General features: G+C 68.4%; 28 protein-coding genes and 2 pseudogenes. 9 read left to right on the top strand and 21 right to left on the bottom strand.

Annotation, left to right across the window (positions count from 1 at the left end; genetic code table 11):
* Window positions 1-25: 25 nt before the first annotated feature.
* The 8 genes from C1706_RS03245 to C1706_RS03210 all read right to left on the bottom strand — a co-directional run bounded on the left by C1706_RS03245 (window position 26) and on the right by C1706_RS03210 (window position 5,262).
* Window positions 26-586 carry a TlpA family protein disulfide reductase gene (locus tag C1706_RS03245; RefSeq protein WP_241653404.1) on the bottom strand — a complete coding sequence of 187 codons (561 nt, stop codon included), beginning with the start codon at window positions 584-586 and terminating at the stop codon, window positions 26-28.
* A gap of 5 nt (window positions 587-591) precedes the next feature.
* Window positions 592-1,242, bottom strand: a complete 651-nt coding sequence (locus tag C1706_RS03240; RefSeq protein WP_129457803.1) for a histidine phosphatase family protein — start codon at window positions 1,240-1,242, stop codon at window positions 592-594.
* Between the two features lie 18 nt (window positions 1,243-1,260).
* Window positions 1,261-1,506, bottom strand: coding sequence for a glutaredoxin family protein (locus C1706_RS03235; protein WP_129458068.1), 246 nt, complete (start codon window positions 1,504-1,506; stop codon window positions 1,261-1,263).
* A 14-nt stretch (window positions 1,507-1,520) separates the two neighbouring features.
* The gene (locus C1706_RS03230; RefSeq protein WP_002550589.1) at window positions 1,521-1,622 is read right to left on the bottom strand and encodes a 30S ribosomal protein bS22; all 102 of its coding nucleotides are present in this window, start codon (window positions 1,620-1,622) and stop codon (window positions 1,521-1,523) included.
* 140 nt (window positions 1,623-1,762) lie between these two features.
* Complete coding sequence (proC, locus tag C1706_RS03225; RefSeq protein ID WP_129457801.1) at window positions 1,763-2,563, bottom strand: pyrroline-5-carboxylate reductase; 801 nt, start codon at window positions 2,561-2,563, stop codon at window positions 1,763-1,765.
* Window positions 2,560-3,585, bottom strand: coding sequence for an aspartate-semialdehyde dehydrogenase (locus C1706_RS03220; protein ID WP_129457800.1), 1,026 nt, complete (start codon window positions 3,583-3,585; stop codon window positions 2,560-2,562). Before C1706_RS03220 ends, proC begins: the two co-directional genes overlap by 4 nt.
* Window positions 3,586-3,667: 82 nt before the next feature.
* Window positions 3,668-4,432, bottom strand: coding sequence for a CPBP family intramembrane glutamic endopeptidase (locus C1706_RS03215; RefSeq protein ID WP_129457798.1), 765 nt, complete (start codon window positions 4,430-4,432; stop codon window positions 3,668-3,670).
* Window positions 4,429-5,262, bottom strand: a complete 834-nt coding sequence (locus tag C1706_RS03210; protein ID WP_241653403.1) for a sugar phosphate isomerase/epimerase family protein — start codon at window positions 5,260-5,262, stop codon at window positions 4,429-4,431. Before C1706_RS03210 ends, C1706_RS03215 begins: the two co-directional genes overlap by 4 nt.
* 131 nt (window positions 5,263-5,393) lie before the next feature.
* Here C1706_RS03210 and C1706_RS03205 point away from each other — a divergent pair, with 131 nt between their 5' ends.
* The 4 genes from C1706_RS03205 to C1706_RS03190 are packed head-to-tail and all read left to right on the top strand — an operon-like array spanning window position 5,394 to window position 9,459.
* Window positions 5,394-6,032: a VOC family protein gene (locus tag C1706_RS03205; RefSeq protein ID WP_129457794.1), complete on the top strand. Its 639-nt coding sequence runs from the start codon at window positions 5,394-5,396 to the stop codon at window positions 6,030-6,032.
* A gap of 59 nt (window positions 6,033-6,091) precedes the next feature.
* Complete coding sequence (gene radA, locus C1706_RS03200; protein ID WP_129457793.1) at window positions 6,092-7,486, top strand: DNA repair protein RadA; 1,395 nt, start codon at window positions 6,092-6,094, stop codon at window positions 7,484-7,486.
* Between the two features lie 54 nt (window positions 7,487-7,540).
* Window positions 7,541-8,584 (top strand): DNA integrity scanning diadenylate cyclase DisA, encoded by a 1,044-nt coding sequence (gene disA / locus C1706_RS03195; protein WP_241653402.1) that lies wholly within the window; start codon window positions 7,541-7,543, stop codon window positions 8,582-8,584.
* Window positions 8,581-9,459, top strand: a complete 879-nt coding sequence (locus C1706_RS03190; protein WP_241653401.1) for an HhH-GPD family protein — start codon at window positions 8,581-8,583, stop codon at window positions 9,457-9,459. The genes disA and C1706_RS03190 overlap by 4 nt, the downstream gene beginning before the upstream one ends.
* 174 nt (window positions 9,460-9,633) lie before the next feature.
* Here the strand turns inward: C1706_RS03190 and C1706_RS03185 are convergent, their stop codons facing one another.
* From C1706_RS03185 to ftsH, 9 genes and pseudogenes are all read right to left on the bottom strand, one after another.
* Window positions 9,634-12,153 (bottom strand): ATP-dependent Clp protease ATP-binding subunit, encoded by a 2,520-nt coding sequence (locus C1706_RS03185; RefSeq protein WP_129457790.1) that lies wholly within the window; start codon window positions 12,151-12,153, stop codon window positions 9,634-9,636.
* Window positions 12,154-12,326: 173 nt separating this feature from the next.
* Entirely contained in the window at window positions 12,327-12,653 is a 327-nt protein-coding gene (locus tag C1706_RS03180; RefSeq protein WP_129457788.1) for a histone-like nucleoid-structuring protein Lsr2, read from the bottom strand.
* A gap of 402 nt (window positions 12,654-13,055) precedes the next feature.
* Window positions 13,056-13,685, bottom strand: a complete 630-nt coding sequence (locus tag C1706_RS03175; RefSeq protein ID WP_129457787.1) for a hypothetical protein — start codon at window positions 13,683-13,685, stop codon at window positions 13,056-13,058.
* A 36-nt stretch (window positions 13,686-13,721) separates the two neighbouring features.
* Complete coding sequence (locus C1706_RS03170; RefSeq protein WP_164987406.1) at window positions 13,722-14,207, bottom strand: DUF3180 domain-containing protein; 486 nt, start codon at window positions 14,205-14,207, stop codon at window positions 13,722-13,724.
* Complete coding sequence (gene folK, locus C1706_RS03165; protein ID WP_129457783.1) at window positions 14,204-14,701, bottom strand: 2-amino-4-hydroxy-6-hydroxymethyldihydropteridine diphosphokinase; 498 nt, start codon at window positions 14,699-14,701, stop codon at window positions 14,204-14,206. The genes C1706_RS03170 and folK overlap by 4 nt, the downstream gene beginning before the upstream one ends.
* The gene (gene folB, locus C1706_RS14210) at window positions 14,698-15,036 is read right to left on the bottom strand and encodes a dihydroneopterin aldolase (RefSeq protein ID WP_348981024.1); all 339 of its coding nucleotides are present in this window, start codon (window positions 15,034-15,036) and stop codon (window positions 14,698-14,700) included. The genes folK and folB overlap by 4 nt, the downstream gene beginning before the upstream one ends.
* 36 nt (window positions 15,037-15,072) lie before the next feature.
* Window positions 15,073-15,855, bottom strand: a pseudogene (folP, locus tag C1706_RS14205) (dihydropteroate synthase); the annotation flags it as partial.
* Window positions 15,856-15,929: 74 nt separating this feature from the next.
* Window positions 15,930-16,493 carry a GTP cyclohydrolase I FolE gene (gene folE, locus C1706_RS03155; protein WP_129457781.1) on the bottom strand — a complete coding sequence of 188 codons (564 nt, stop codon included), beginning with the start codon at window positions 16,491-16,493 and terminating at the stop codon, window positions 15,930-15,932.
* A gap of 193 nt (window positions 16,494-16,686) precedes the next feature.
* Window positions 16,687-18,849: pseudogene (gene ftsH / locus C1706_RS03150) on the bottom strand (ATP-dependent zinc metalloprotease FtsH); the annotation flags it as partial.
* Between the two features lie 197 nt (window positions 18,850-19,046).
* Between ftsH and C1706_RS03145 the strand changes: the two are divergent.
* The 3 genes from C1706_RS03145 to C1706_RS03135 are packed head-to-tail and all read left to right on the top strand — an operon-like array spanning window position 19,047 to window position 19,998.
* Window positions 19,047-19,274 carry a hypothetical protein gene (locus tag C1706_RS03145; RefSeq protein WP_129457778.1) on the top strand — a complete coding sequence of 76 codons (228 nt, stop codon included), beginning with the start codon at window positions 19,047-19,049 and terminating at the stop codon, window positions 19,272-19,274.
* Window positions 19,271-19,696: a hypothetical protein gene (locus tag C1706_RS03140; protein WP_129457776.1), complete on the top strand. Its 426-nt coding sequence runs from the start codon at window positions 19,271-19,273 to the stop codon at window positions 19,694-19,696. The genes C1706_RS03145 and C1706_RS03140 overlap by 4 nt, the downstream gene beginning before the upstream one ends.
* A complete protein-coding gene (locus C1706_RS03135) occupies window positions 19,693-19,998 on the top strand; it encodes a winged helix-turn-helix domain-containing protein (RefSeq protein ID WP_129457774.1) in 306 nt (101 codons plus the stop codon). Before C1706_RS03140 ends, C1706_RS03135 begins: the two co-directional genes overlap by 4 nt.
* Window positions 19,999-20,008: 10 nt before the next feature.
* Here the strand turns inward: C1706_RS03135 and hpt are convergent, their stop codons facing one another.
* Genes hpt through dacB form a run of 4 tightly spaced genes read right to left on the bottom strand, consistent with a single transcriptional unit; the run spans window position 20,009 to window position 23,890 of the window.
* Window positions 20,009-20,560 carry a hypoxanthine phosphoribosyltransferase gene (hpt, locus tag C1706_RS03130; RefSeq protein WP_129457773.1) on the bottom strand — a complete coding sequence of 184 codons (552 nt, stop codon included), beginning with the start codon at window positions 20,558-20,560 and terminating at the stop codon, window positions 20,009-20,011.
* Window positions 20,561-20,571: 11 nt separating this feature from the next.
* On the bottom strand, window positions 20,572-21,501 hold the full coding sequence (gene tilS / locus C1706_RS03125; protein ID WP_129457772.1) for a tRNA lysidine(34) synthetase TilS: 930 nt from the start codon (window positions 21,499-21,501) through the stop codon (window positions 20,572-20,574).
* Window positions 21,501-22,481 (bottom strand): Rv3626c family coenzyme F420 biosynthesis-associated protein, encoded by a 981-nt coding sequence (locus tag C1706_RS03120; protein WP_129457771.1) that lies wholly within the window; start codon window positions 22,479-22,481, stop codon window positions 21,501-21,503. Before C1706_RS03120 ends, tilS begins: the two co-directional genes overlap by 1 nt.
* A 26-nt stretch (window positions 22,482-22,507) precedes the next feature.
* Complete coding sequence (dacB, locus tag C1706_RS03115; RefSeq protein WP_164987405.1) at window positions 22,508-23,890, bottom strand: D-alanyl-D-alanine carboxypeptidase/D-alanyl-D-alanine endopeptidase; 1,383 nt, start codon at window positions 23,888-23,890, stop codon at window positions 22,508-22,510.
* Window positions 23,891-23,999: 109 nt separating this feature from the next.
* Between dacB and C1706_RS03110 the strand changes: the two genes are divergently transcribed.
* Together C1706_RS03110 and C1706_RS03105 are read left to right on the top strand one after the other, a co-directional pair.
* Complete coding sequence (locus C1706_RS03110) at window positions 24,000-24,590, top strand: inorganic diphosphatase (RefSeq protein WP_129457768.1); 591 nt, start codon at window positions 24,000-24,002, stop codon at window positions 24,588-24,590.
* A gap of 145 nt (window positions 24,591-24,735) precedes the next feature.
* Window positions 24,736-25,569: a metallophosphoesterase gene (locus C1706_RS03105; RefSeq protein ID WP_129457766.1), complete on the top strand. Its 834-nt coding sequence runs from the start codon at window positions 24,736-24,738 to the stop codon at window positions 25,567-25,569.
* The last annotated feature ends 7 nt before the right edge of the window (window positions 25,570-25,576 follow it).

The raw sequence follows: 25,576 nt of genomic DNA, 5'->3' as shown, positions 1-25,576 counted from the left end.
AACCACTGCCCCACATCCAGCGGCGTCACTTGCCCGCCGCCACATCCTCGACGAGCCCGACCAGTGTTGACTCGGTCACTTCGCCCAGCACTCGGGCAGCCACACGCCCCTGCGCGTCCACCACCACGGTGGAGGGGATGGCGCTGGGGGGCAGATCGGTGCCGAACTTCAACAACTCGCGCCCGTCGGGGTCGAAGACGCTCGGATAGGTGATGCCGAACGCCCGCACGAACGCCTCGGCCGGCGCGGAATCCAGATCGCGCGTGTTCAGCCCGACAAAGGTCGCTTTGTCTGAGGTCCTGCGCGCGGCCGCCTCCAGCGCGGGGGCTTCCTTGCGGCAGGGGGCACACCAGCTTCCCCACACGTTGTAGACGACGACGCGACCCCCCAGCGTGGCCGAGTCGAAACTCCCACCGCCTAACAACACGCCGGTGACCTGCGGGGCAGGCTTGCGCTGTTCAGGTGCCACGACGGTCAAGGAACCGTCGCCGCCGACAAAACCACCCTGCGCGGAGGGGGCAGCACCGCACCCGGTCAGGAGCAGAGCGCCCGTCACCAGGGCGAGGGCCACAGCGTGCGCCTTCACACCGCTCACATCCCCGGCCGGAAAATCTTCTTCTTCGCCGGGTAAAGGTCGGCGGCAGGTTCGGAATAGTCGACGCCGACGATCCGACCGTCCAGGAAGTGAAAGGCGGTCACCGATGCGAGGCGGCAATCACGGGTAGCGGGGTTGTGCACGAAGCTGCGGCCCTCAGCGTCCAGCCGGGCGATGTAGATCGGGAGTTGGTGCGACACGATGAGCGCCTTCCCGCCCTCAGGCACGCTGTCGGCAGCGTCAGCGATCGCGGCGCGCATGCGCTGGGCGATCTGCGGGTACGGCTCACCCCAGGAGGGGCGCAGCGGGTTACGCAGGTGCCACAGGTTCTGCGGGAACAACAGGCGCTGGTTGAACCGGCCAAACGATTGGCCTTCGAGGATGTTGGCCGTCTCGATGAGCCGGGGATCCTCCACGATCTCCAAATCGGGATGCCCGGCGGCGATGGGGGCCAGCGTCTCCTTGGCGCGCTGCAGCGGGGAGACGCGCAGGTGCTGGAGCGGCACGTCGGCGAAATGCTCGCCGAGGCGCTCGGCCATGGCATGCCCCAGCGCACTCAGCCCGTAGCCGGGCAGCCTGCCGTAGAGGACGTGGTCGGGATTATCGACCTGCCCGTGACGGCAGACATAGACGATGGTCGGCTGCATGGGGCTAAGGATAGGCGTTCACGCGAGAGCGGCGGACAGACGTGCCTCGTCGACAAACCACAGCGAGAGTTGCTCGCCGTCGACGAACGTCACGGGCACGTGATCGGTGTACTGGTCACGCAACTGCGCGTCCGAATCCACGTCAACGGACGTCCAGGTGGCACCGACGCGGGCGCACACCGTCGACACGATCGCCAGGGCGTCGTCGCAAAGATGGCACCCCTGACGCACCAGGACCACCACGCGGGCGTCCGGGAGCGTCATCGGGGCGCCGACGCTCACTTACCGGCGCGGCGGCGCTGGATACGCGTCTTCTTCAGCAGCTTGCGGTGCTTCTTCTTCGCCATCCGCTTGCGACGCTTCTTGATGACCGAACCCACGTGAGACTCCTCAGGCGCCGGGAACCCGGCTTGTAACGACTTAGGACGCGGCTCGCCGTCGAAACGGCCAGCCAAGAACAAAATCTTACGCGCTCCGACCCGACAGCACCAAGCCGGGGCCATCGATGGACGCGCGCAGTTCAGCCACCGAGTTCCGCCGACCGATCCCGGCAGGCCTCGGCGGCAGCGATGAAGGCCGCGGTGACGGCCCGCTCGTCCAGAACGCGCAGCGCCGCCGCGGTCGTTCCCCCCGGTGACGTGACGCGCTCGCGCAACAGCGTCGGATGCTCCCCCGTGGCGTCCAGCAGGGTGGCAGAACCCAGCAGCGTCTGCGTGGCCAGCGTGGTCGCCACCGTGCGGGGCAGGCCCAGCAGAACCCCCGCGTCGATGAGGGCCTCGGCCACATAGAAGACGTAGGCGGGCCCCGAACCGGAGATCGCGGTGGCGGCGTCCTGGTGCGCTTCAGGGATCACCACTGCCGTGCCGACGGCCTCCATGAGGCTGACCGCGGTGGCCAGGTCGGCGTCGGAAGCGTACTTCCCCGCAGAGATGACGGACATGCCCGCCCCCACCTGCGCCGGAGTGTTGGGCATCACGCGGATCACGGGAGTCCCGTCAGGGAGTTCCGCCTCCATCTGGGCGGTCGTGATGCCCGCGCACAGCGAAATCACGATGGCCCCGGGGGCCAGATGCGGCGCGATGCGGGGCAGCAACGCGAGTGCGTCGTAGGGCTTGACGCCCACGAGCACCACATCCGCTCCCCCGGCTGCGGACTCGACGGACTCCTCGATCCTGACGCCGTAGCGGCTGGCGAGTTCCTCGCGGCGAGCCGGTCGACGAGCGGCCCCGACAAGGCTGGCAGGTTCCCATCCCGCGCGCAGCAGACCGCTGAGGATGATCTCCCCCATCGCCCCGACGCCGAGGATGGCGACCGTGGTCACTTCTGACCGATCAACAGTTCGACGACCTGGATGGCGTTGAGCGCGGCACCCTTGCGCAGGTTGTCACCCGCCACGAACAAGATGAGGCCCCGGTTGCCGTCCACGGCCTGGTCTTGACGGATGCGCCCGACGAACACGTCGTCGGATCCGGCTGCGACGCGCGGCTCGGGCACCGGGACGATCTGAACGCCGGGGGCATTGGCCAGCAAGGCCAGCGCCTCGTCGGGGGTGATCGCGGAGTCGAACTCCGCATGGATGGACAGGCTGTGCCCGGTGAACACCGGCACGCGGACGCAGGTTCCGGAGACGCGCAGGTCGGGCAGGTGCAAGATCTTGCGGGATTCGTTACGGAGCTTCTGCTCCTCGTCGGTCTCCAGCGAGCCGTCATCCACGATGCTTCCCGCGAGGGCGACCACGTTGTAGGCGATGGGGGCCACGTAGGGCGCGGGGTCCTCGGGGCGCTCCAGCGAGCCGTCCAGCGCCAGGGCGCGCGGGTCGGTCGTCGCGGCGACCTGGTCGGCGAGCGCGTCGACGCCCTTGACTCCTGAACCCGAGACGGCCTGATAGGTGGCGACCGTGAGCCTGACCAGACCCGCGGCGTCGTGGAGCGGCTTGAGGACGGGCATCGCCGCCATCGTGGTGCAGTTCGGGTTCGCGATGATCCCCTTGGGTGGGTTCACCGCGTCCTGCGGGTTGACCTCGCTGACGACCAGCGGAACCTCGGGATCCTTGCGCCAGGCGGAGCTGTTGTCGACGATGACCGCGCCGAGAGCGGCGAGCTTGGGGGCGTATTCACGCGACATCGTCGCGCCCGCGGACATGATGGCGATGTCGATGCCGGACAGATCTGCGGTGGCCGTGTCTTCGACCTCGATGTCGCGGCCGTCGAAGGGCAGCACCGTGCCCGCGGACTTGGCCGAGCTGAAGAACCGCACGTCATCGACGGGGACGTCGCGCTGCTCCAGCAGCGCGCGCATGACCCGGCCGACCTGACCAGTCGCACCGAAAACACCAATTCGCATGGGGCGATCCTACCGGCGGCCCGCTCGACGGCGGGAGCCACCCCGCACTGCGGGACGCCCCTTGAGGCCGGAGGCGGCCCGCTCAGAACCAGTCGACGTAGGGGGCGATGAGGGCGTAACCGATGAAGCTGAACAGGTCCAAGATCGTGTGCGCGACCACCAACGGCATGACGCGTCCCCAGCGCCGGTAAAGGTAGCCGAACACCACTCCCATCACCACGTTGCCGACAAAGCCCCCGAACCCCTGATACAGGTGATAGCTGCCCCGGATGACGGCGCTGATGAGGATGCCGGTCCACGGCCGCAGCTTCAGTTGCTCGAAGCGCACGAACAAGAAGCCGAGCATGACGACTTCCTCCAAGACGCCGTTCATGACCGCATACCCGGCCAGCACCGGGATCGTCCACCAGTTCTGTGCCAGGTTGGCCGGGGAGACGTTGGTGTTGAAGCCGAACTCTCGGGCCGCGAAGTAGAAGGCCAAGCCGGGGATCCCGATGATCGCCGCCGCGAAGAAGCCGCGCGCCACATCGAATCCCGGACGCCGCAGGTCGAACCCGATGCGGTCCCGATCGCCGGTCTGCCACAGCAGGTAGAGCGCGAGGCCGACCGGGATGAGGGGAAAGGCGATCCCCGCCACCTGGTAGGCCAGGTCCAGCCAGGGGCGCTCGGGGGTGACCGAGTTGTTGATCGTGGTGGTCTGCTGGTTCAGCGGGCCCTGCGTCAGCGCCTTGATGATCGACAGGATCGAGTAGACGGCGGACTGCCCCAGGGAGAGCCCCAAGACGAGTAACACTTCGGTGCGCGGGCGGAACCGCTCCAACGCGACGGGCGCAGCGTCGAGCGTCATGGCATCGCGGGGACGCCGAGGTGGGCCCGAGTCCAGGCCAGCGCCCGGGCCAGCGCTTCTTCCCGGGCCGAGCGTGAGCCGATGCTGCGGGTGTTGACCTCGAGGACCACGTGGCCGGCGAAGCCCCGAGCGACCAACTCCGCCATGACCGCTCCTGCGTCTTGGTCCCCCTCGCCGGGAAAGAGGTGACTATCGCTGATGGAGGCGTCGCCGTCGGTGAGGTGGACGTGGGTGAGGCGCTCTCCCCACGCATCGATCAAGTCGAGCGAGCGCTGCCGAGCGGTGGCTGCGTGGGAGAGGTCGAGCGTGAGGTGGTCGTAGTCGCCCTCGGTCGGATCCCAGCCAGGGGCATAGGCGCGGATCTCCGCGTTGCGAGGCCCGCGCCAGGGGAACATGTTTTCCACCGCGAACACGATGCCGGTGGTGCGTTCGAGCCGCCGAATACCCTCGACGAACCCTTGCGCGTAGGAGCGTTGCCACCGAAACGGCGGGTGGACCACGACGCAGTCGGCACCCAGGCGGTGAGCCGCCACTGCGGAGCGTTCGAGCTTCTCCCAGGGGTCACGCCCCCACGTCCCTTGCGTGACCAGCAGCGTCGGTGCATGCACCGACAAAACGGGCAGATCGTGGTAGTCCCGCAATTCGACGAGCGCGTCGACGTCGCGGCTGACCGGATCGATGCCCACCATGACCTCGACGCCGTCGTAGCCGAGGCGTCCGGCGAGTTCGAAACAACTCGCCGTGGATTCGGGGTACACCGAGGAGGTCGAGAGCCCCACTCGGGGGCGTGACCCGGGGCCGGGTCCTGGCCAGGCGTGGTGCGCACTCACATCGGCAAGCATAGAGCGCCCCTGGCGCCGCGCCCCACGTCCGGCACATATCTCCACCTCGTGATACTGCTTCCGACAAGGTGCGATGCCTCCGATTGGCGAACGATAGAGGCGATGGGTTTCAATGAACCATGCGTTTGTCCAACCTCACCTTTGCTGCCGGACCTGACGGCCTTGCCCCCGCAGTGGCCCGCTTGGAGGCAGCGCTCGGTGTGAGTTTCCGCGACGGAGGTTTCCACCCGCGCTTTGGCACGCGCAACAACATCCTCACCGTGGGTGGCGGCCGCTACCTCGAAGTCGTGGAAGTCCTGGAGCACCCCGCCGCAGAGAAGGCCGTCTTCGGGCAGGCCGTTCGCGCGCGCTCCGAACTCGGCGGCGGCTGGCTGGCCTGGGTGCTTGAGGTCGACGACATGGCTCCCTTGGAGGAACGCCTGGAGCGCACCGCCGTCCACGGCTCGCGTCTGTTCCCTGACGGTCGCCGTCTCGAGTGGGATCAGATCGGCATCAAGGGCCTGCTGGCTGATCCGCAGTTGCCGTTCTTCGTTCGTTGGACGAGCCCCGAAGAGGTCCGCCCCGCAGCCCTCGCCCCCGTCGATGTCGACATCCTGGAGATCCGGCTGTCCGGTTCTCCCGAGCGCGTCTCGGAATGGATCGGCACCGACTTGGGGCCGGTCTTCGACGGTGTGGCGCTCACCTTCGACGCCCCCAACGGCAACCCGGGTATTGAGTCGGTCACGTTCCGCTGCCCGAACGGCCTGGTCACCATCTAGCCTCGCCGCATTCCCTGGGTTGACCAGGGAATGTCGGAGCCGCCTCCTAATGTGGGGGCATGGCGCGAACGACGACGACGTACCGCTGCAGCGAATGCGGCTGGACGACCAACCGCTGGGTTGGGCGCTGCGGTCAATGTCAGGCGTGGGGCAGCCTCGCCGAGGTGTCCAGTGCCCCCACGCGCACCACGAGCCTGTCTAAACCGACCCAGTCCGCACAACGCATCACCCAGATCGAGGCCCGTCATGCCCGGGGGATCTCCACCGGGATCGGCGAGTTGGATCGCGTTCTCGGCGATGGCCTCGTCCCCGGTGCGGTGGTCCTGCTGGGCGGTGAGCCCGGCGTGGGCAAGTCGACGCTGCTGCTGGAGGCCGCCGCCCGATGGGCCTCCCAGGGTCGCCGCACCCTGTACGTCACCGCCGAGGAGTCCACAGCACAGGTCCGGCTGCGCGCCGACCGCACGGGGGCGCTGCACGACGAGCTCTTCCTGGCCGCAGAATCCGACCTGGGCGTGATCCTCGGGCATGTGGAGGAGCTCTCCCCCAGCCTGCTGGTGCTCGACTCCGTCCAAACCGTTCAGGCCCAGGGCACCGACGGCGTCGCGGGCGGCGTCACTCAGGTCCGCGAGGTCACCAATGCCCTCGTCCGCACGGCCAAGCGGCGAGGTATGGCGGTGCTCATCATCGGGCACGTCACCAAAGATGGGGCGCTGGCGGGCCCCCGAACGCTCGAGCATCTCGTCGACGTCGTCCTCGCGTTCGAGGGGGAGCGGCACGGCGCCTTCCGCATGGTCCGCGCCTCCAAGAACCGCTACGGCCCGGCCGATGAGGTGGGGTGTTTCGAGATGACCGAGTCCGGCATCCGCGAGGTCCCCGATCCTTCGGGGCTGTTCACCTCAGGCAGAGGGCCCACCCCGGGCACCTGTGTGACCGTGAGCCTGGAGGGGCGGCGTCCCCTCGTCGCCGAGGTGCAGGCCCTCGTAGTCCCCACCAGCCTGACCCAGCCGCGCCGGGTGACCCACGGCCTGGATGTGAGCCGCGTCACGATGACGCTGGCCGTCCTGCAGCGCCGAGCCCGGCACAAGTTGCACACCCGCGACGTCTACGCGTCCACGGTCGGCGGAGTCCGGCTGTCCGACCCCTCGGCCGACCTCGCCCTCGCCATCGCGGTGGCGTCCGCCATGCGCGACGAGGAGCCTGCTGGCCGTACCGTCGCGATGGGTGAGGTCGGGCTCTCAGGCGAGGTGCGTCGCGTCCCGGCCGTGGGGCGACGTCTTGCTGAGGCGGCACGCCTCGGGTTCGAGCGCGCCATCATCCCTGCTGGTGCCGCCGACGAAGCCGCCCCCGCAGGCTTGACCGTGGTGCCGGTCTACAGCGTCGAAGAGGCCCTCGCGGCCGCCTTTACGCCGACGCGCAGTAACGTCGTCCCGATCGACGGCCGCGAGCTCGCCTAGACTCGAAGCAGATCGCCCCGACCCGCGGGCGCCGACGACCTGGAAGGCGATGCGTTGAGCATTGGCAGGCTGCCCGAGGAGATCATCCGCCTCGCCCCCGGCACGCCCCTGCGCGACGGGCTGGACCGCATCGTGAGCGGCCATACCGGCGCGCTGATCGTCTTGGGTACCAGCGACGCCTTGCAGGCCATCTCCACCGGCGGGTTCGTGATTGACGTACCGTTCACCGCCCCGCAACTGCGCGAGTTGGCCAAGATGGACGGCGCCATCGTCCTCAGCGACAACGCGGACCGCATCGTGGCGGCGGGCGTCCACCTGTCGCCCGACGCCTCACTCCCCACAGGAGAGACCGGCACTCGGCATCGCTCAGCCGAACGAGTCGCACGGCAGGTTGGCCTTCCCGTGGTGACCGTGTCCGCCTCGATGTCGACCATCTCGTTGTTCACCGGGGGATCCCGCATCGTTGTTCCGCGCCCCGACGAACTCGTCGCCCGCGCCAACCAGGCCCTGGCCGCCATCGGCGTTCACCGAGAGCGGCTCACCGCGTCCCTGACGCGCCTCAACGGCTTGGAGCTTCATGACGCAGTGACACTGCGGGATGTGGCCCATGTCGGTCAGCGGTTCGAGATGACCAACCGGCTCGCCGGTGAGGCGTCCACGTACGTGTCCGCGCTGGGCGTGGACGGCCGCCTGCCTGCCCTCCAGTTGCGCGACCTGGTCGACGATCTGACCCCGCTGTCCTCGCTCATCCAGCGCGACTACGTCTGCGAGGGCGCCGAGACGATGCCCTTCGCGGGGTTGACCCAACTCGACGACCAGGATCTGTTCGACATCGTTCTCGTGGGGCGCAGGCTCGGGTTCCCCGCCGACCTTCACCTGGATTCGCCCATCCGTCCGCGGGGGCTTCGCCTGCTCGCAAGCGTGCCGCGTCTGCCAGCCGGGGTCAGTGCCCGCCTCGTCGCAGCCTTCGACGGGCTCCCCGGCCTGGCCGCCGCCTCGGATGCCGACCTCATGGCTGTCGAGGGCGTCACCGAACCCCTCGCACACGCGGTGCGCGACTCGCTAGCGCACGTGGCGGGCACTCCCCCCACCCCGTGAACGCCTCCCGGCACAGCGTCATCGACGCCACCCTCGCTTGGTATGCCGGGCACGCCCGCATCCTGCCGTGGCGCGAGCCCGAAGCCACCCCTTGGGGTGTCATGGTGAGCGAGTTCATGCTCCAGCAGACCCCGGTCGCGCGCGTCCTTCCCGTGTGGTCGGTCTGGATGGAGCGCTGGCCGACACCCTCAGCGCTCGCCGCCGACGAACCCGGCGAAGCCGTCCGCGCCTGGGGTCGGCTGGGCTACCCCCGCCGCGCGCAACGGCTCCACGCCGCCGCGACCGTGATCGTCGCGGAGCACGGCGGCCAGGTCCCCGCCTCCCTTGACGCCCTGCGGGCCCTTCCTGGTGTCGGGGAGTACACCGCCGCTGCCATCGCCTCCTTTGGCTACGGTCAGCGCCACTTGGTGCTGGACACGAACGTGCGCCGGGTACTGGCACGCATCGAGGACGGCTGCGAGTTTCCGCCCACCCATCTCACGCAGGGGGAACGAGACCGCCGCCAGGTCTGGGTCCCCGATGATCCCGCTCAGGCGGCGGCCTGGGCGGTGGCGTCCATGGAACTGGGAGCGTTGGTGTGCACCGCACGGACCCCCGCATGCCCGTCATGCCCGGTACGGGAGTCGTGCGCGTGGTTCGCCGCAGGACGCCCCGCACACGAGGGCCCTCCAAGGCGGGGGCAAACCTACGCGGGCACGGATCGGCAGTGCCGCGGTGTTCTGCTGGGCGTTGTACGAGACGCCGCAGGACCCGTCCCGGAGGAGGCCGTCCTGGCCGCCTGGACGTCCGATCCGGCGCAGGCCACTCGGGCGCTGGAGGGTTTGCTCGCCGACGGACTTCTACGCAAGGGAGCCCAGGCCACGGTGACCTTGTAGCCGTTACACACCCCGGTTCGCCCCTGCCCCCTTCGGCGGGTTTTCCCCACGCCTTCGCTCCACAGCGTTGACGCAACGAAGCAACGCGAGTTGGTGACAACGGTCTCGGAGAGGCCACCGAAACGCGCGAAGCCCCCAGCACGTCGCAACGTGCCGGGGGCTTCGTCGATCAGATCAGGCCGTGGCCTGCTCGTCGGGGCCGCTGAGCTCCACCGGGGCGTGATCCGGCAGGGCCGCCTGCGGCTGACCAGTGAACGTGAACGGCAACTCGGACCCCTCGGGGGCCACGTCGACGACCACGATCTCACCGGGGTGCAGATCACCGAACAGGATGCGCTCGGCGAGCGAGTCCTCGATGTCGCGCTGGATCGCACGACGCAACGGCCGTGCCCCCAGCACCGGATCGAAGCCACGCTTGGCGACCAGCGCCTTGGCCGCGTCGGTCAAGACGATGCCCATGTCACGATCCTTCAGCCGCGACTCAACCTGAGCCACCATCAGATCAACAATGTGCTCGATGTCGTTGGTCGTGAGCTGGTGGAACACGATGATCTCGTCGACACGGTTGAGGAACTCGGGGCGGAAGTGCTGCTTGAGCTCATCCGACACCTTGGCCTTCATGGCGTCGTACCCGCCGACCGGGTCGTCGCTACGGCTGAAGCCCAGGTTCACCGACCGGGAGATGTCCCGCGTGCCCAGGTTCGTCGTCATGACGATGACCGTGTTCTTGAAGTCGACGACCCGACCCTGCGCATCGGTGAGGCGACCCTCATCAAGGATCTGCAACAGCGAGTTGAAGATGTCCGGGTGCGCCTTCTCGATCTCATCGAACAGCACCACCGAGAACGGCTTGCGGCGCACCTTCTCGGTGAGCTGCCCGCCCTCCTCGTAGCCCACATAGCCAGGAGGCGAACCGAACATCCGCGAGGCCGTGTGCTTCTCGGAGTACTCGCTCATGTCGAGGGTGATGAGAGCGTCCTCGTCCCCGAACAGGAACTCAGTCAGCGCCTTGGTCAGCTCCGTCTTCCCGACGCCCGAGGGGCCCGCGAAGATGAACGAGCCCGAGGGCCGCTTGGGATCCTTCAGCCCGGCGCGGGTGCGCCGGATGGAACGAGCCAGAGCCTTCACCGCATCGTTTTGACCGATGTAGCGCTTTCCGATCTCGGCCTCCATGTTCAACAGGCGGCCCGACTCCTCCTCGGTCAGCTTGAAGACGGGGATGCCGGTAGCGCTCGAGAGCACCTCCGCGATCTCCTCCTCGCCGACCTCGGCAGGGGTTCCCTGATCGCCGGTCTTCCAGCGCTCTTCCTTCTCGGCACGCTCGGAGATCAGCTTCTTCTCGTCATCACGCAAACGCGCGGCGCGCTCGAAGTCCTGGCCGTCAATGGCGGCCTCCTTCTCTCCGCGCACGACGGCGATCCGCTCATCAATCTCGCGCAGATCCGGCGGTGCGGTCATCCGCTTGATACGCAAGCGGGCGCCCGCCTCATCGATCAGATCGATTGCCTTATCGGGCAGGAAGCGATCCTGAATGTAGCGATCGGCCAACTGCGCAGCAGCCGTCAGGGCGCTGTCGGTGATGGTGATGCGGTGGTGCGCCTCATAACGATCCCGCAGGCCCTTGAGAATCTCGATCGTCAAAGCGATGGACGGTTCGGCCACCTGGATCGGCTGGAATCGGCGCTCCAGCGCCGCGTCCTTCTCGATGTGCTTGCGGTACTCGTCCAGCGTGGTCGCACCGATGGTTTGCAGTTCGCCTCGCGCGAGCATCGGCTTCAGGATCGACGCGGCATCAATGGCGCCCTCGGCCGCACCGGCACCCACCAAGGTGTGGATCTCGTCGATGAACAACACGACGTCGCCGCGGTTCTTGATCTCCTTGAGCACCTTCTTCAGGCGCTCCTCGAAGTCGCCTCGGTAGCGCGACCCGGCCACCAGTGCGCCGAGATCAAGCGTGTAGATCTGCTTGTCTCGCAGCGTCTCGGGGACATCCCCTCGCACGATCTGCTGCGCCAGGCCCTCGACGCAGGCGGACTTACCCACGCCGGGCTCGCCGATGAGGACGGGATTGTTCTTGGTGCGACGGCTCAGCACCGTCATCACCCGCTCGATCTCCTTCTCACGGCCAATGACCGGATCCAGCTTGTTCTCCCGCGCGGCCTGGGTGAGGTTACGCCCAAACTGATCCAGGATCGTCTGGTTACCCTGCTGCCCCGACGGCTCGGGGGCGCCAGTGGTCGCCGGCTTCTCGCCACCCTGGTAGCCCGACAGCAACTGCAGGACCTGGTTGCGAACGCGGTTGAGATCGGCACCCAGCTTGATCAGAACCTGGGCCGCCACCCCTTCGCCCTCACGGATGAGGCCCAAGAGAATGTGCTCGGTCCCGATGTAGGGGTGGTTGAGCTGGAGCGCTTCGCGCATGGACAGCTCCAGCACCTTCTTGGCACGCGGGGTGAACGGGATGTGCCCCGTCGGCGCCTGTTCCCCGGGGCCGATGATGTCTTCCACCTGGGCGCGCACGGACTCCAGGGAGATCCCCAGCGACTCGAGTGCCTTGGCTGCAACGCCTTCGCCTTCGTGGATGAGACCCAGCAGCAGGTGCTCGGTCCCGATGTAGTTGTGGTTGAGCATGCGCGCCTCGTCCTGGGCCAGGACGATCACGCGCCGCGCGCGGTCGGTGAACCGATCGAACATGAGCTCTCCTTCACTCCGGCGGTGCCGGATCGCCCGCATAGGGCACGGGCTTCTTCGTCAGTCTAGTCAACGCACCCGCGCGGGCCGTTTGTTCCGGCGAGGGCGCTTGTTCGCCTGAGGCGCAATTCGGGCCCGGGGCGAAGTGCCCCGGGCCCGAGAAGTGCGCGCTCTACTCAGTGCGCTGCCTGATAAGCGGCCTTGACCTGATCGCTCACGCGGCCACGCTCAGAGACCTCCATCCCCCGCTCGCGGGCCCACTGGCGAATCTCATTCGCCGAGGGGCCGGACGCCGCGGCGCCCTTCGCCTTACGGGTGGATTGACGGCCTGCGACCCGGCGACCGGCTGAAATGTAGGGGGCCAGCGACGCACGGAGTTTCTCGGCGTTGTCGGACGTGAGATCGACGTCGTAGGTGACGCCATCGATCGCAAAGGTGAGGGTCTCGTCGGCGGGGGTACCGTCGAGGTCGTCGGTGAGTTCAATACGGACGCGCTGCGCCATGGGTTTCCTTCCAGCGTGGCAATGGTGGTGCGGTGTCCCACCATTTACTGCGGTCGAATCTATACCCGAACTTCTCGATCGGCAATACCGGAATTGTGTTGCCTAACACCCGCGGACGCTTTAGCGGCGACATCAAGAGGCGTGTGTGAGTTCGCATAACTCTGCCATGCCGAATAGCCCCAGACGGGACACGGCTAGCAGTGACGCCTAGCGTCGGTCAACGAACAAGGATCTGACGACTCCAAACAAACGGTGAGTGACACTATCCGCAAGAAATGCATGGTCAGACCAAAGGAAACTCCCTGCGGGCTCCTGCGCCGTACGCTATACGCCAACAAAAAGGACCGCCCGCAGCATCGCTGCGGGCGGTCCGGACGCGGTCGGTGGCGACACGCGCCACTTTCAGTTGGCGTGAGCCTGCTTCACCTCGTCCAACAGGGGGTTGGCCAGTCGCACCAAGTCCAGATTGACGACCGTCGGGGCCTCGAGGTCGTCCCAACGCTGGCTCTCTTCGGTGGTCAGCCGGACCGGCAGCGACACGACGTCGGCATCCTCCACCGTGGAGGACGCCTGCTCCAGACGTGTACGCAGAACGCCATTCTCGGCGCGCAACTCACCATTCTCGATGGTGAGTGCTTCGTTGTCGCCGCGCAGTCGCGAAGCCTGGGCCTCGGACTCCCCCAGCGAGGTCATGGCCTGATTCAGGGAATCCTGAACGGCGCGGGTACGGGCGTCGACGGTGGCGAGCACTTCGCGCTGACGAGCATGGAAGACGCGGGTACGGTCACGCTCGGCGGCGCGTGCGGACTCGCCCTCGTGAGCGGCACGGTTCTTCCACTCACGGAACTCGATCGTCGCGGCCCAGGTTGCCAGGAAGCCGCCCAGCAGGGCGACGGCAACAGCGGCGATGGCAAGAGGGGGAACCCACGAGCTGGCCACCAGCAGGGCCACCGAAACGATCGTGCCCACCGTCAGGGAAGCGCCGAGCAGTGCCCGGCGACGGGAACGGGATCTAATCGTGGTGGTTGTCACGCGATAAGAGTATCCGTGCGCGCCAACCACACAGCGTCAACGCGCGGGCGTGTTTGCGTCTGTGTCGCCCGAAGAGGGAGGAACCCGGCACGCATTCTCCAAGAGACGCCCCGCCACCGAGCAGGCGACTGAAGCAATAACGGCGATTCCCCCATGGATCACTCGCGTGATCGCCAACGGCGCGGGAAGCGCCGGCAACGCGAGCAGCACCAGCGCCGCATATCCTCCCGCCAGGAACGCACCGGCGAGCAGGGACGTCTTCCCGAGGAGAAGACGAATAACGGCCTGCCGCGGGGCCACACCGCCCGCATCGCGGGCGAGGGTCCGGCGCGTGCGGATCGCCAAGACGACGATCCCCACGGCGATCAGGAGCGGGGACGCCCACGCCACAATCCCGGGGATGGGCAAGGCATGCCCGAGCCCCTGCCACCACGCTAGGAGGAGGCCGACGCCTACCAGACCCAAGGCCGCCGAAAGCACCACGGCGACGGCCCGCGTCGGTTCGATGGTCGGTTCGCTCACGACCAGCCTGCCAACGCGCCGAGGCGTCGCACGCCTTGTTCGGGCAACGCCGAGAGAAGGTCCGCAACCCGCCCGTGCCCGGGAACCTCGGCGTCCGCGTCCAGATCCAGCCAGGGCACCAGGACGAAAGCACGCTCGTGGGCTCGAGGGTGCGGCAGCGTCAGCACCGGATCGTCGCTGCGCAGCCCTTCCACAGCGATGAGGTCGATATCGAGAGTGCGTGGTCCCCACCGTTCCACGCGGACGCGGCCCAGCGCGTTCTCCGCGGCCTGGGTGCGCTGGAGGACGTCGGCGGCGGCGAGGTCCGTCTCCAACAGTGCCGAAACGTTGACGAAGGGAGGCTGGTCAGTGCGGCCGACCGGATCGGTGGCGTAGGCCTGCGAGACCGACGTGACCGCGATCTGCGGATCCCGGTTCAGCAGGGTCAACGCTGCGGCAATCTGCTGTGCTGGATCACCGAGATTGGCGCCCAAGGAGATCACCACCCGGGTCATGACCGGCTCCCGGTCACCGTCACCGTCACATCCGTAAACGGGACCCGAATGGGTGCCGAGGGTTTGTGCACTGTCACGGTCGCGGCGCGGACCAGGGGCGCGGCCAGGCACGTGCAGAGCAAGCGGGACGCGAGGGTCTCGATCAAGTCGACCGGCTCCCCTTCAATATCGGCGACCAGCGCCTCCGCGAGACCGCCGTAATCGACGGTGGTCTCGAGATCGTCCTCGGCGCTTTGGCGCTCGATCTGCACCTCAACGTCGACGATGAAGTCCTGCCCCTCGCGACGCTCCTCGGGGAAGACGCCATGGAAACCGCGGGCCCGGACCCCCGACAAGCCGATGGTGACCAACGGCGACGCCGCGGCAGGCTCGGCAGCCAGCCGAGCGGCAGTGCGGAGGGCGTCCGCGTGCGCCGCCACATCGTGGACGCGCACCCCCCACACCCCGTGGGTGACGAGCAGCGCGGCCAGCGCCGCTGAGGCTGTGTCGCGATCCGCTGGCGGGACGGGATGCTCATCGTCCCCCAGGAGGCGTCCCAGGAAGGCCTTGCGGCTGACCGCCAGCAGGAGGGGAAGCCCTAGCGTCGTGAACGCGGACCAGTTCTTGAGGATCGCCCAGTTGTGCGCGGCGGTCTTGGCGAAACCGATGCCGGGATCCAAGACGAGCCGCTCGGGCGAGATTCCGGCGGCCAGGGCGGCGTCTCGCCGATCAGCCAGCTCGGCGCACACGTCCGCCACGACGTCGTCGTAGTGTGCAAGCGATCCCATGGTCTCCGAGTCCCCGCGCGTGTGCATCGCCATGTATCCGGCTCCGGCGGACGCCACCGTGGCCAGCATGGCGGGGTCAGCGCCCCCGGTAACGTCATTGATCCAGGACGCGCCCGCGGCGAGGCAGGCTGCCGCCACGCTGGCACGCGACGTGTCGACCGAGACGGGAATCCCTGCGGCCACCAGCTCAGAAACCACCGGCAGGACGCGCGCGAGTTCCTCCTCCGGGCCCACGCGGCGCGCCCCGGGTCGGGTGGACTCGCCTCCGACATCGATCAGGTCGGCCCCCTGCGCCACCAGGTCATGGGCGTGCGCGAGAGCGCGGGCGGGATCGTCCCACAGGCCACCATCGGAGAAGGAGTCGGGGGTGACGTTGAGGATCCCCATGATGAGGGGGCGCCCCGGATGAGCGTCCTCCGGGCGAGCACCCGGAATGCGTACCCCCGTGCCGCTCACTGCGCTCACCTCAGAATGAGGCTCATGGCCTCGGCGCGGGTGGCGGCGTTGCGCAGGACACCCCGCACCGCCGACGTGACCGTGCGACTGCCGGGCTTGCGTACCCCGCGCATGGTCATGCACTGGTGTTCGGCCTCGATGACCACCATGACCCCTTGTGGCTGAAGGTGCTCCACGAGCGCATCGGCGATCTGGGTGGTGAGCCGCTCTTGCACCTGGGGACGCTTGGCGTACACGTCCACCAGACGAGCGAGCTTGCTCAGCCCTGTGATCTTGCCCTCCTTGCTGGGGATGTAGGCCACGTGCGCGACCCCGGAGAACGGCAGGAGGTGATGCTCGCAGGTCGACCACACTTCGATGTCCTTCACCAGCACCAACTCCTCGTGCTCGATGTCGAACGTCGTGCCGAGGTAGTCACCGGGATCTTGGTCGAGCCCGGCGAACATCTCCACCGCTGCGCGGGCGACACGATCAGGCGTGTCGCGCAGGCCCTCACGGTCGGGATCCTCACCGATGGCGAACAGTGCCTCGCGCACTGCCGCCGCCAAGCGAGCGTGATCGATAGCCATGTCAGCGCTTCTCGTCGAGGGTGTCCGCCCCTGCGGCACCGGGTGAGGCCGGAGGCTCCCCGGCGCCCGGCCTGGCGCCCTCCGGCGTGCTGGGCTCGGACGGGGTCGCGTGCGGAGCCGGGCTCGGTGCGTGTCCGGCCGGAGGCTGCTGACCGGGGTAGGACTGTCCCTGCTGCCCGGGGTGCGGCTGCCCCTGATAGGGGGGACGCCCGGGATAGGCCTGCTGGCCCGGGTAGGGCTGCTGCCCCTGCGGGTAGTTCGGCGGGTACTGCGCGCCCGGATACTGACCGGGGTAGGGCGGCTGTGGCCACTGTCCCCAGCCCGGCTGGCCCGGCTGACCCCCCGGAACCTGTCCGGGGTAAGGCTGCCCGCCCTGAGGCCCGGGCTGGCCCGGGCGCCACGGAACGGGAGCGCCCTGCGCAGCCACCGGAGTCGGTTCGGGAACCTTCCGCTCGGGGGGATCGATGGGCGGGACATCGCTGGGGCGGCGGCTGTCGGACCCGGTCCAGGCGGGACGCCGCGGGCGACGCTTGAGTGGCTCGAAGACGCGTGCCACCTGCTCTTTATCCAGGGTCTCGTGCTCGAAGAGTTGGCGGACGAGTTCGTCGAGAACCTCGCGGTTCTCCACCAAGACGTCGAAGGCCTCCTGATGCGCGGTGGCGATGAGTTGCTCCACTTCGCGGTCGATGGTGCCCGCCACGTCCTCGGAGTAGTCGCGGCCCCCGCCGCCCATGTCACGACCCAGGAACGGCTCGCTGTCGGCCGAGCCGTACTTGACGGCGCCGATGGCCTCGCTCATGCCGTAGTCGGTGACCATCGCGCGGGCGACCTTGGAGGCCTTCTCAATGTCGTTGGCTGCCCCGGTCGTCGGGTCGTGGAAGACGAGTTCTTCGGCGGCGCGGCCACCCAGCATGTAGGCGAGTTGGTCGAGCAGTTCGCCACGGGTCTGGCTGTATTTGTCGGCGTCCGGCATCACCATCGTGTAGCCCAGCGCCCGGCCGCGCGGCAGGATCGTGACCTTTTGCACCGGGTCGTTGCCGGGCATTGCGGCGGCCACCAGAGCGTGGCCGCCCTCGTGGTAGGCCGTGATGAGGAGTTCGCGTTCGTTCATCACCCGGGTTCGCTTCTGCGGCCCGGCGATCACCCGGTCGATGGCCTCGTCGAGGTTCGCCTTGGTGATCCATTGCTGGTTTTGACGGGCCGTCAGCAAGGCCGCCTCGTTCAAGACGTTGGCCAGGTCGGCACCGGTAAAGCCGGGGGTCCGTTTGGCGACGGTTTCCAGGTCGACGTCGGGACCCATCGGCTTGTTGGCCGCGTGCACCTGCAGGATCTGCAGGCGGCCCTTCATGTCGGGCGCCTCGACGGGAATCTGGCGGTCGAAGCGGCCCGGGCGCAGCAAGGCGGGATCCAGCACGTCGGGACGGTTGGTGGCCGCGATCAACACGACGCCGCCGCGATCGTCGAAGCCGTCCATCTCAACCAGCAACTGGTTCAAGGTCTGCTCGCGCTCGTCGTGTCCGCCGCCCATGCCCGCGCCGCGATGACGGCCGACCGCGTCGATCTCGTCAATGAAGATGATCGCGGGTGCCGCCTCTTTGGCCTGCTCGAACAGGTCGCGGACGCGGCTCGCGCCCACGCCGACGAACATTTCGACGAAGTCCGACCCGGAGATGGAGAAGAAGGGGACGCCCGCCTCGCCCGCGACCGCGCGCGCCAGCAGCGTCTTGCCCGTGCCAGGCGGGCCGTACAGGAGGACGCCCTTGGGGATCTTCGCGCCGACGGCCTGGAACTTGGCGGGTTCGGAGAGAAACTCGCGGATCTCTTGCAGTTCTTCGATGGCCTCTTCGGCGCCAGCGACGTCGTTGAACGTCGTCTGCGGGGTGTCCTTGCTCGCCACCTTGGCCTTGCTCTTGCCGAACCCCAAGACACGATTGCCGCCTTGGGCGCTGTTCAGCATGAAGAAGAAGAAGACCCCGATGATCAGGAAGGGCAGGACGCCCATGAGGAACATGGACATCAGCCCGTTGCTGGGGTTTTCAGCCCGCCAGGACTCCAGCGTCCCGGCGGCAACCCGCTCGTTGAGGCGGTTGACGATGTCTGCGCTTTGCTGCCCGACCCAGGTCGCCCGGATGCGGGTGTCGGCCTGGTCGGCCATCTCGACACGGATCTCTTGATCCCCGTCGACCAGCACCACTTCCTTAATGCGATCGTTGCCCTGCAGCACCGAGATCACCTGGGAGGTGGGTACCGGTTGGTACCTGCTGGATGCCGAGAACAGGTTCATCCCGAGCATGATGATGAGGAAAGCCGCGAAGATCCACAGGAGGGGACTGCGCAGGAATCGAGGAGCCTTCATGCCACTCCCGTTTCATAGGTGTCGTCTTCAAGGTGATGTAGCGCGTTAACCGTACTGCACCGCACCAACGCCACCTTGTCGGGCGTCAGGAGCGAGCCTCACCCAGACGAAACTACTTGCAGGTTTAGAAAGTAGTTGTTAGCGTGTGGCCACGCCGCTTCGGCTCCCCGCCACGCGGCCCGACGAAAGGAACCGCCATGAACGATCACACGCTCCAGCGTCTGCGCACCTCCCGCCGCTACGCCTGGGTCGGGCCCGGCCTGGCCATCACCTGCATGGTCGCCCTCGTGGCGTGGGGTCTGGCGTCCCAGCAGCCCGGCCTCGTCGTCGTCGCCTCCTCAGCCGCCATCGCGGCTGGCGTCACCGGTACGTCCGTCTGGGTCTCGTTGTCGCGACGCATCGCCGCCCTGGAAGCCGTCCGATGACCGGTTCCCTCAACCCGGACGAGGCCCGGGCCCTCCTGCAACAGGCCGATGGCGTGGCCGCCACGGCCCGCGCCGGAGCCAGTTGGCCCCACATTGCCGGGCTGATGGGGCTGGGTGCGGCCTCCTCGCTCGCCCTGGTTGCCCTCTCCTACATCCCCCCTGCGCTCATGTGGCTGCCCCTCACCCTGCTGTTCGCCTGGACCGGAGCACTCTTCGTGTTCGCCTGGCGTTTCGGGCGCGCCGTCAAGCGGGGCTTCGGCCGCCGCTGGACCCTCACCCTCATCACGTGGGGCGCCCTGTGGGTGGTCGCGATCTTCGGCACCTCGTGGTGGTTCGCCGGACAGACCTGGTTCCTCATCGCGTCCGCCGTCGCGCTGACCGTCACGGCCTGGGTGGGGGCCTGGGCGGAGGCGTCCCGGTGAGCGACGAGCATCCCCGTCACCAATTGGTGGACGCCCTCACCCACCCGGTCCGGTTCTCCCTCGTGGCGGCGCTGAATGCGACCGAATCGATGGACTTCGCCACTCTGCGCGACCAACTGCAGGTCAGCGACTCGGTGCTGTCACGCCAGGCCTCAGCGCTGGAAGACCTCGGCATCGTGACGATCAAGAAGGGCTACGTGGGCAAGCGCCCCCGCACGTGGCTCTCCCTCAGCGCCGACGGCCGCGACCAGTGGCGCGGACACGTGGCAGCCTTGCGGGCCATCGCCGGGGACGCCCCCTAACGTCAGCGGGTCAGCTGTAGACGTGCGGGGCCAGCGTCGCGACGTCGACCAGATTGCGGTACCGGCCCGCGTAGTCGAGGCCGTAGCCGACCACGAACTCGTTGGGCAGATCGAACCCGACGTGGGAGACCTCGACCGGGCTGCTGAGCGCCTCCGGCTTGCGGAACATGGTCATGATCTTGAGGCTGGCGGGCTTGCGTGAGTGCAAGTTCTGGATGAGGTAGGCCAGCGTCAGGCCGGTGTCGATGATGTCCTCCACGACGAGGACGTGGCGGCCCTCAATGTCAGTGGTCAGATCCTTGAGGATCCGCACGACTCCCGAACTCTGCGTCCCCGACCCGTAAGACGAGATGGCCATCCAGTCCATTTGCAGGTGAACGGTGAGGTGCCGGGAAAGGTCAGCCATCACCATGACCGCGCCGTTGAGGACGCCGACCAGCAGTAGGTCCTTGTCGCGATACTCCTCGTCGATCTCAGCGGCGATGTCGGCGAGCCGTGCCTGGATCTGGTCGTTGGTGTAGAGGACCCGGGTGAGTTCCGAGCTGATCTGCGTAGCATCCACGGGGCGACAGCCTATCGCGGCACGTAAACCAGGTCGCCCTCTTTCCGGAGCACGGCTCCCCCCGCCACATCGATCCCGCGTTGTCCGTGCCAGTCGGTGACCAGCGCCTCCACTGCGGTGACATGCACCCAGGACGCCGAGGGGGCGCCCCGCTCCGTCAGCCAGGCGGCGATCGCCGCCCGCCGGACCCCCGGCTGCGCCGAGGCCAGGACGTCGACATCGAGGGTGGTGCTGATGAGCGGTGCCGCTGCGGCGTCCAGCGCCTCGGCGGCATCCCGGCACAGGTCCGCGGTGCGGGCCAACGCCTCGGCGATACCGGGGCCCAGTTCGCGCTCCAGCATCGGCAGCACACGGGTTCGCGTCCGGACGCGGGCAAAGTGCGGATCGGCGTTCATGGGGTCGTGCCACGGTTCCAGCCCCACCTCCGCGCAGGCGCGTGCCGTCGTGTGCCGGTGCAGCTCCAGCAGCGGGCGGGTCAGGCGTCCGCGGCGGGCGGCCATGCCCGCCAACGACCGGGGCCCGGACCCGCGGGCGAGCCCCAGCAAGACGGTCTCGGCCTGGTCATCGAGGGTATGGCCAAGCAAGAGGGCGGCATCGCCGCCCGCTTCGCGCTCCAAAGCGGCGTAGCGCGCCTCCCGCGCCTGGGCCTCGACGTTGCCCTGCGACTCCACGGTGACGGGCACAACCTGGGCATCCAGGTTGAACGACGCGAGGATGCGCACGACGTCCGCCGCGATCTCACCGGACCCCGCCTGAAGACCGTGGTCCACCACGACGGCGCGCACCGACGTGCCTCGACGCCCGGCGACCAGGTGAGCAGCCCAGGCGAGGGAGAGCGAATCCGCACCGCCGGAGCAGGCGACCACCCACGGCTCAGCGGGCAGCGCCTCCACCGCCTGGACGACGGCGAGCGTCGCCGGGCCGAGCGCCTTGCGCGCCATCAGCCGTGGACGCGGGCGACCCAGCGGTGCGGGTCGGCGATCTCGGCGGGGGTCGGCAGGTTCGGTGCCGCGTCGTACACCCGGTTGAGTCCCTCGACGCCCACCTCAGCGATCACCGCGCGGCAGAACGCGGCACCGTCGCGATACTGGGCAAGCTTCAGGTCCATTGACAACAGCTTGTTCACGACCCGCGTCCATCCACCCCGGGCGCGACGCTGATTGAACTGGCGTCGGATGGTCGCCACGCTCGGCACCACCGCCGGACCGACCCGGTCCATCATGTCGTCGGCGTAGCCCTCCAGCAGGCTCATCGCCGCCGTCACCTCTTCGAGGACGACGTGCTGCTCGGGGGTGGTCACGACCTCCAACAGCGACGAGGGACGCTGTGCGCGTGGCGTGGAGTCATCGCCCGCCCGCAGCAATCGGCCGACGCGTTCAATGAGGTAGCCGCGTAACCAGGGTGCCCGCGCGAACTGCAACCGATGGGTCTGTTCGTGCAGGCACACCCACAGCCGGAAGTCGGCTGGGCACACGTTGAGTTCGCGTTCGACCTTGATGACGTTGGGCGCCACCACCACCAAGGTCGGCGTCCGTAGGAACGGTAAGTATTGCCCCAGGATGCGCGAGGACAAGACGGCGAGCAGGCCACCCAGTTGGGCGCCGTTGAGGCGTCCCTCGATCGTGTCGCGCATCCGCTGCGCCACCGGCCACGGCTCCCCCGCCCCCTCGGCGAGCATCGTCGCGGCCATGTCGGCGTTCGCGGAGACCCACGTCGCCCGGTCGATGACCAGCATGGGCCCCGTTGCCACCTCACCCAGGCCGGTCACGTCCGCGACGGGGGCGACCGACGCCGTCAGCGAGGCACGCAGGGACGCCACCAGCGCCGCGATGTCTGCGGGCGCCATCGTGGGGCCCGGCGGAACAAGCGAAGCACCGACGGCACCCGGCACGCGGGTGTCGAGGAAGGGAAGCGCGGGCATGGGGCCAGCCTAGGCGGGCCGCCGCCTCAGCACCCGCACGACGCCAAGGCTGAGGAGGCCCGGTCGAGCCAGGCCCGCGCAGACGTCTGCCCGGCCCCGCCCGATGTCATGAACGCGAACGCCAACGGCTGCCCGTCCGCAGTGACGACGTATCCGGTGAGGGTGTTCACGCCCCGGATCGTGCCGGTCTTGGCGCGCACCACTCCGCGTCCGGCCAGGGAATCGGCGGCACCGAAGCGCTCACCGAGCGTCCCGCTGACCCCGGCCACAGGCAGACCCGTGAGGAGGCGGCGCAGGTCGGGGCGTTGCACGGCCAGCCGCACCGCACCCACGAGCGCATCGGGGCTGACCTCGTTCTCTGCACTGATGCCGTTTGCGTCGTACACCGCCATCCCGTCCGACCACAGCCCCAGGCGCGTGAGTTCCGTGACGAGTTGAGCGGCGGCCGTCGTCGGCGTCGCCGACTGGCCGCGAGCCACCGTCACCTGCCACAGCAGCGTCTCGGCGGCGTCGTTGTCCGACTCGGCCAGCGTGTGCTCGACCACGACACCGACCGGGGGCGAGAGCACTTCGCCGACCTGCTCGGCATCGCTCGGCGTGGCTTGCGCCGCGACTCCGGTGACGGCGATCCCCGCGGCGCTCAATCGTGAGGCGAACGCATCGGCAGCCAGTCGGCTGGGATCAGGGCTGCGCACCCACGAACCCGGGGTGGGCCGCGCATGGTCGACGGTGAGCGCGGTGATCGGGGCGACAGAGGTGGCGAACGTCTCGGGCCAGTGCGGGTTCCACGCCGGTGTGCCGAACAATGTGGCGTCATAGCCCAGCGCGACCGAGGTCACCCCGCGGGCCCGCAGCGCGTCGACGGTCACGGCGGCGAGGTCGTCCAAGGAGGCGGCGTGCGGGTAGGCGTCCTGATGCGCCGACGCCAGCAGCGGATCGCCGCCGCCACGCAGGATCACCTGGCCCGTGGGGGTGAGGTAGGTGCGCGTGGCTAGGCGTGCGTCGGGGCCGAGCACGTCCAAGGCGACGACGCTGCTGAGCACCTTCATGCTGGAGGCAGGCGTCTTGACGCCCGCGCCGACCCGGTACACCTGGGCACCGGTCGTGGCGTCCACCACGAGCCCCGCGACGTCCCCCAAGCCTTCGCGAGGCAGCCCTTCCAGGGTCTGTGCGAGCGTCGCGGGATCGACCGTCCGTGTCGGGGTTCCGAGGCCTGGCAGGACCGGGGCGGGTGTGGGAGCCGTCCTCGGCGCGTCCAGGCGGCCACCGCCGACCAGGGGGTCGGCGGCCAGTTGCGGACGGATGACTCCCTGCAGCACGACCGTCGCCGCTATGAGCGTCGCGGCCACGATCCACACCAGGGCTGGCCACGCCCATCCGGCTCCGCGTGTGCCTCGCGCACGGCTCACCGACACCCTCCGTTCCCCCGTTCGATTCGGGCTCCCGCATTCCCCCCATCATCGCGCAACCGGTAGCCTGTATTTGCACGGACGCCAACCACTGCAACCAAGGACGGTAATGCGAGCATCCTTCGAACGGCCCAAGGTGAAGCCCCCGCTCCACTTCGACGTGACCGTGGAAATCCCCAAGGGCACCAAGAACAAGTACGAGATGGACCATCACAACGGGCGGATCCGTCTCGACCGCACGCTGTTCACCGCGACGGCTTACCCGAACGATTACGGCTTCATCGAGGGCACGTTGGGTCAAGACGGTGACCCGCTGGACGCCATGGTTCTGCTTCCCGAGGCCACGTTCCCCGGAGCGCTCATCGAGTGCCGCGCCATCGGCATGTTCCGCATGCACGACGAGATGGGCGGTGACGACAAGGTGCTGTGCGTGCCGATCGCCGACAAGCGCCAGGAATCGACCCGGAACCTCACTGACATTCCCGATCTCTCCTTGCTGGAGATCGAACACTTCTTCACGGTCTACAAGGATCTGGAGCCCGGCAAGTCGGTTGAGGGCGCGATCTGGACGGGCCGCGCCGAGGCCGAGGCCGAGATTCTCGAATCTTGGGATCGCGCTCGCGGTACCTCCTTCGAGAACGAGTTCACCCCGCCCCCCGGTGGTGACGCCAAGGACACCATCGGCGGTCTGCACGACTGATCGCTTCCTGGACGCCCCGGTTCGCTCGTGCGGATCGGGGCGTTCGTGCGTCGAGGCGAGGTGGCCCACGCCCGCTGGCGGAGGGGCCCGCTAGCCTGAGGATCGGCGGGTCTTCCCCCTCCCCTCGTTGCCTGCTGGAGGATTCATGTCGCGACCGCGTCCCACCCACACTGTGGCCCATCTCAGCGACACCCATATCACCGGCGACGGCACGCCCGTGGGTGGTGTCGTGGACGCCCGGGCCCGTCTGCGTCAGGCTCTCGACGTCTTGACGTCCTGGAATGTGGCCTGTGACGCCTGGGTGCTGTCGGGTGACCTGTCCGACGATGGAACCGCGGCGTCCTATGCCTGGCTCAAGCAGACCGTCGAGACGGCGGCCGCGTCGGTGGGCGTCCCGGTGATCTGGGCCAACGGCAACCATGATGAGCGGGGGGCTTTCCGTCGCGTGCTGCTGGGCGCCGAGGGCGAGGAGCCGATCGTGGCCGAGCACACCGTCCGGGGGCTGCGCATCCTGCTGGTCGATTCGACGGTGCCTCACCATCCCCAGGGCCGGGTAGCCCCCGAGACGCTCGCCTGGCTCCGGGAGCGGCTCGCGACGCCCGCAGAGGCGGGCACGATCATCGTGATCCACCATCCGCCGTTGCCACCGCTCCAAGATGCCGCATGGGGCTGGGTGCTGGCCCACCCAGAAGAACTGGCGGACGTGGTGCGCGGCACCGACGTGCGCGCCCTGCTGAGCGGCCACTTCCATCACAGCGAGTTCGGGGTGTTTGCGGGCATCGGCACCTCCGTCGCGCCCTCGCTGGTCTACACCCAAGACCTGACGGCGGGGCGCGACTTGCGCGGGCAGTCGAGCAACCCAGGCTTCAGTGTGGTGGAGGTCTATCCCGACGTGGTGACCCACACGGTCGTCCCACTCACCACCGGAGACACGGTTGCCGCGCTCCTTCCGGCAGCGCCCCTGCCCGGACGCGACTGAGCCATGG

Origin of the sequence: Propioniciclava flava (assembly GCF_004126535.1) — a bacterium.
Lineage (GTDB): Bacteria > Actinomycetota > Actinomycetes > Propionibacteriales > Propionibacteriaceae > Propioniciclava > Propioniciclava flava.
This window is presented reverse-complemented; position numbering and strand designations above follow the sequence as displayed.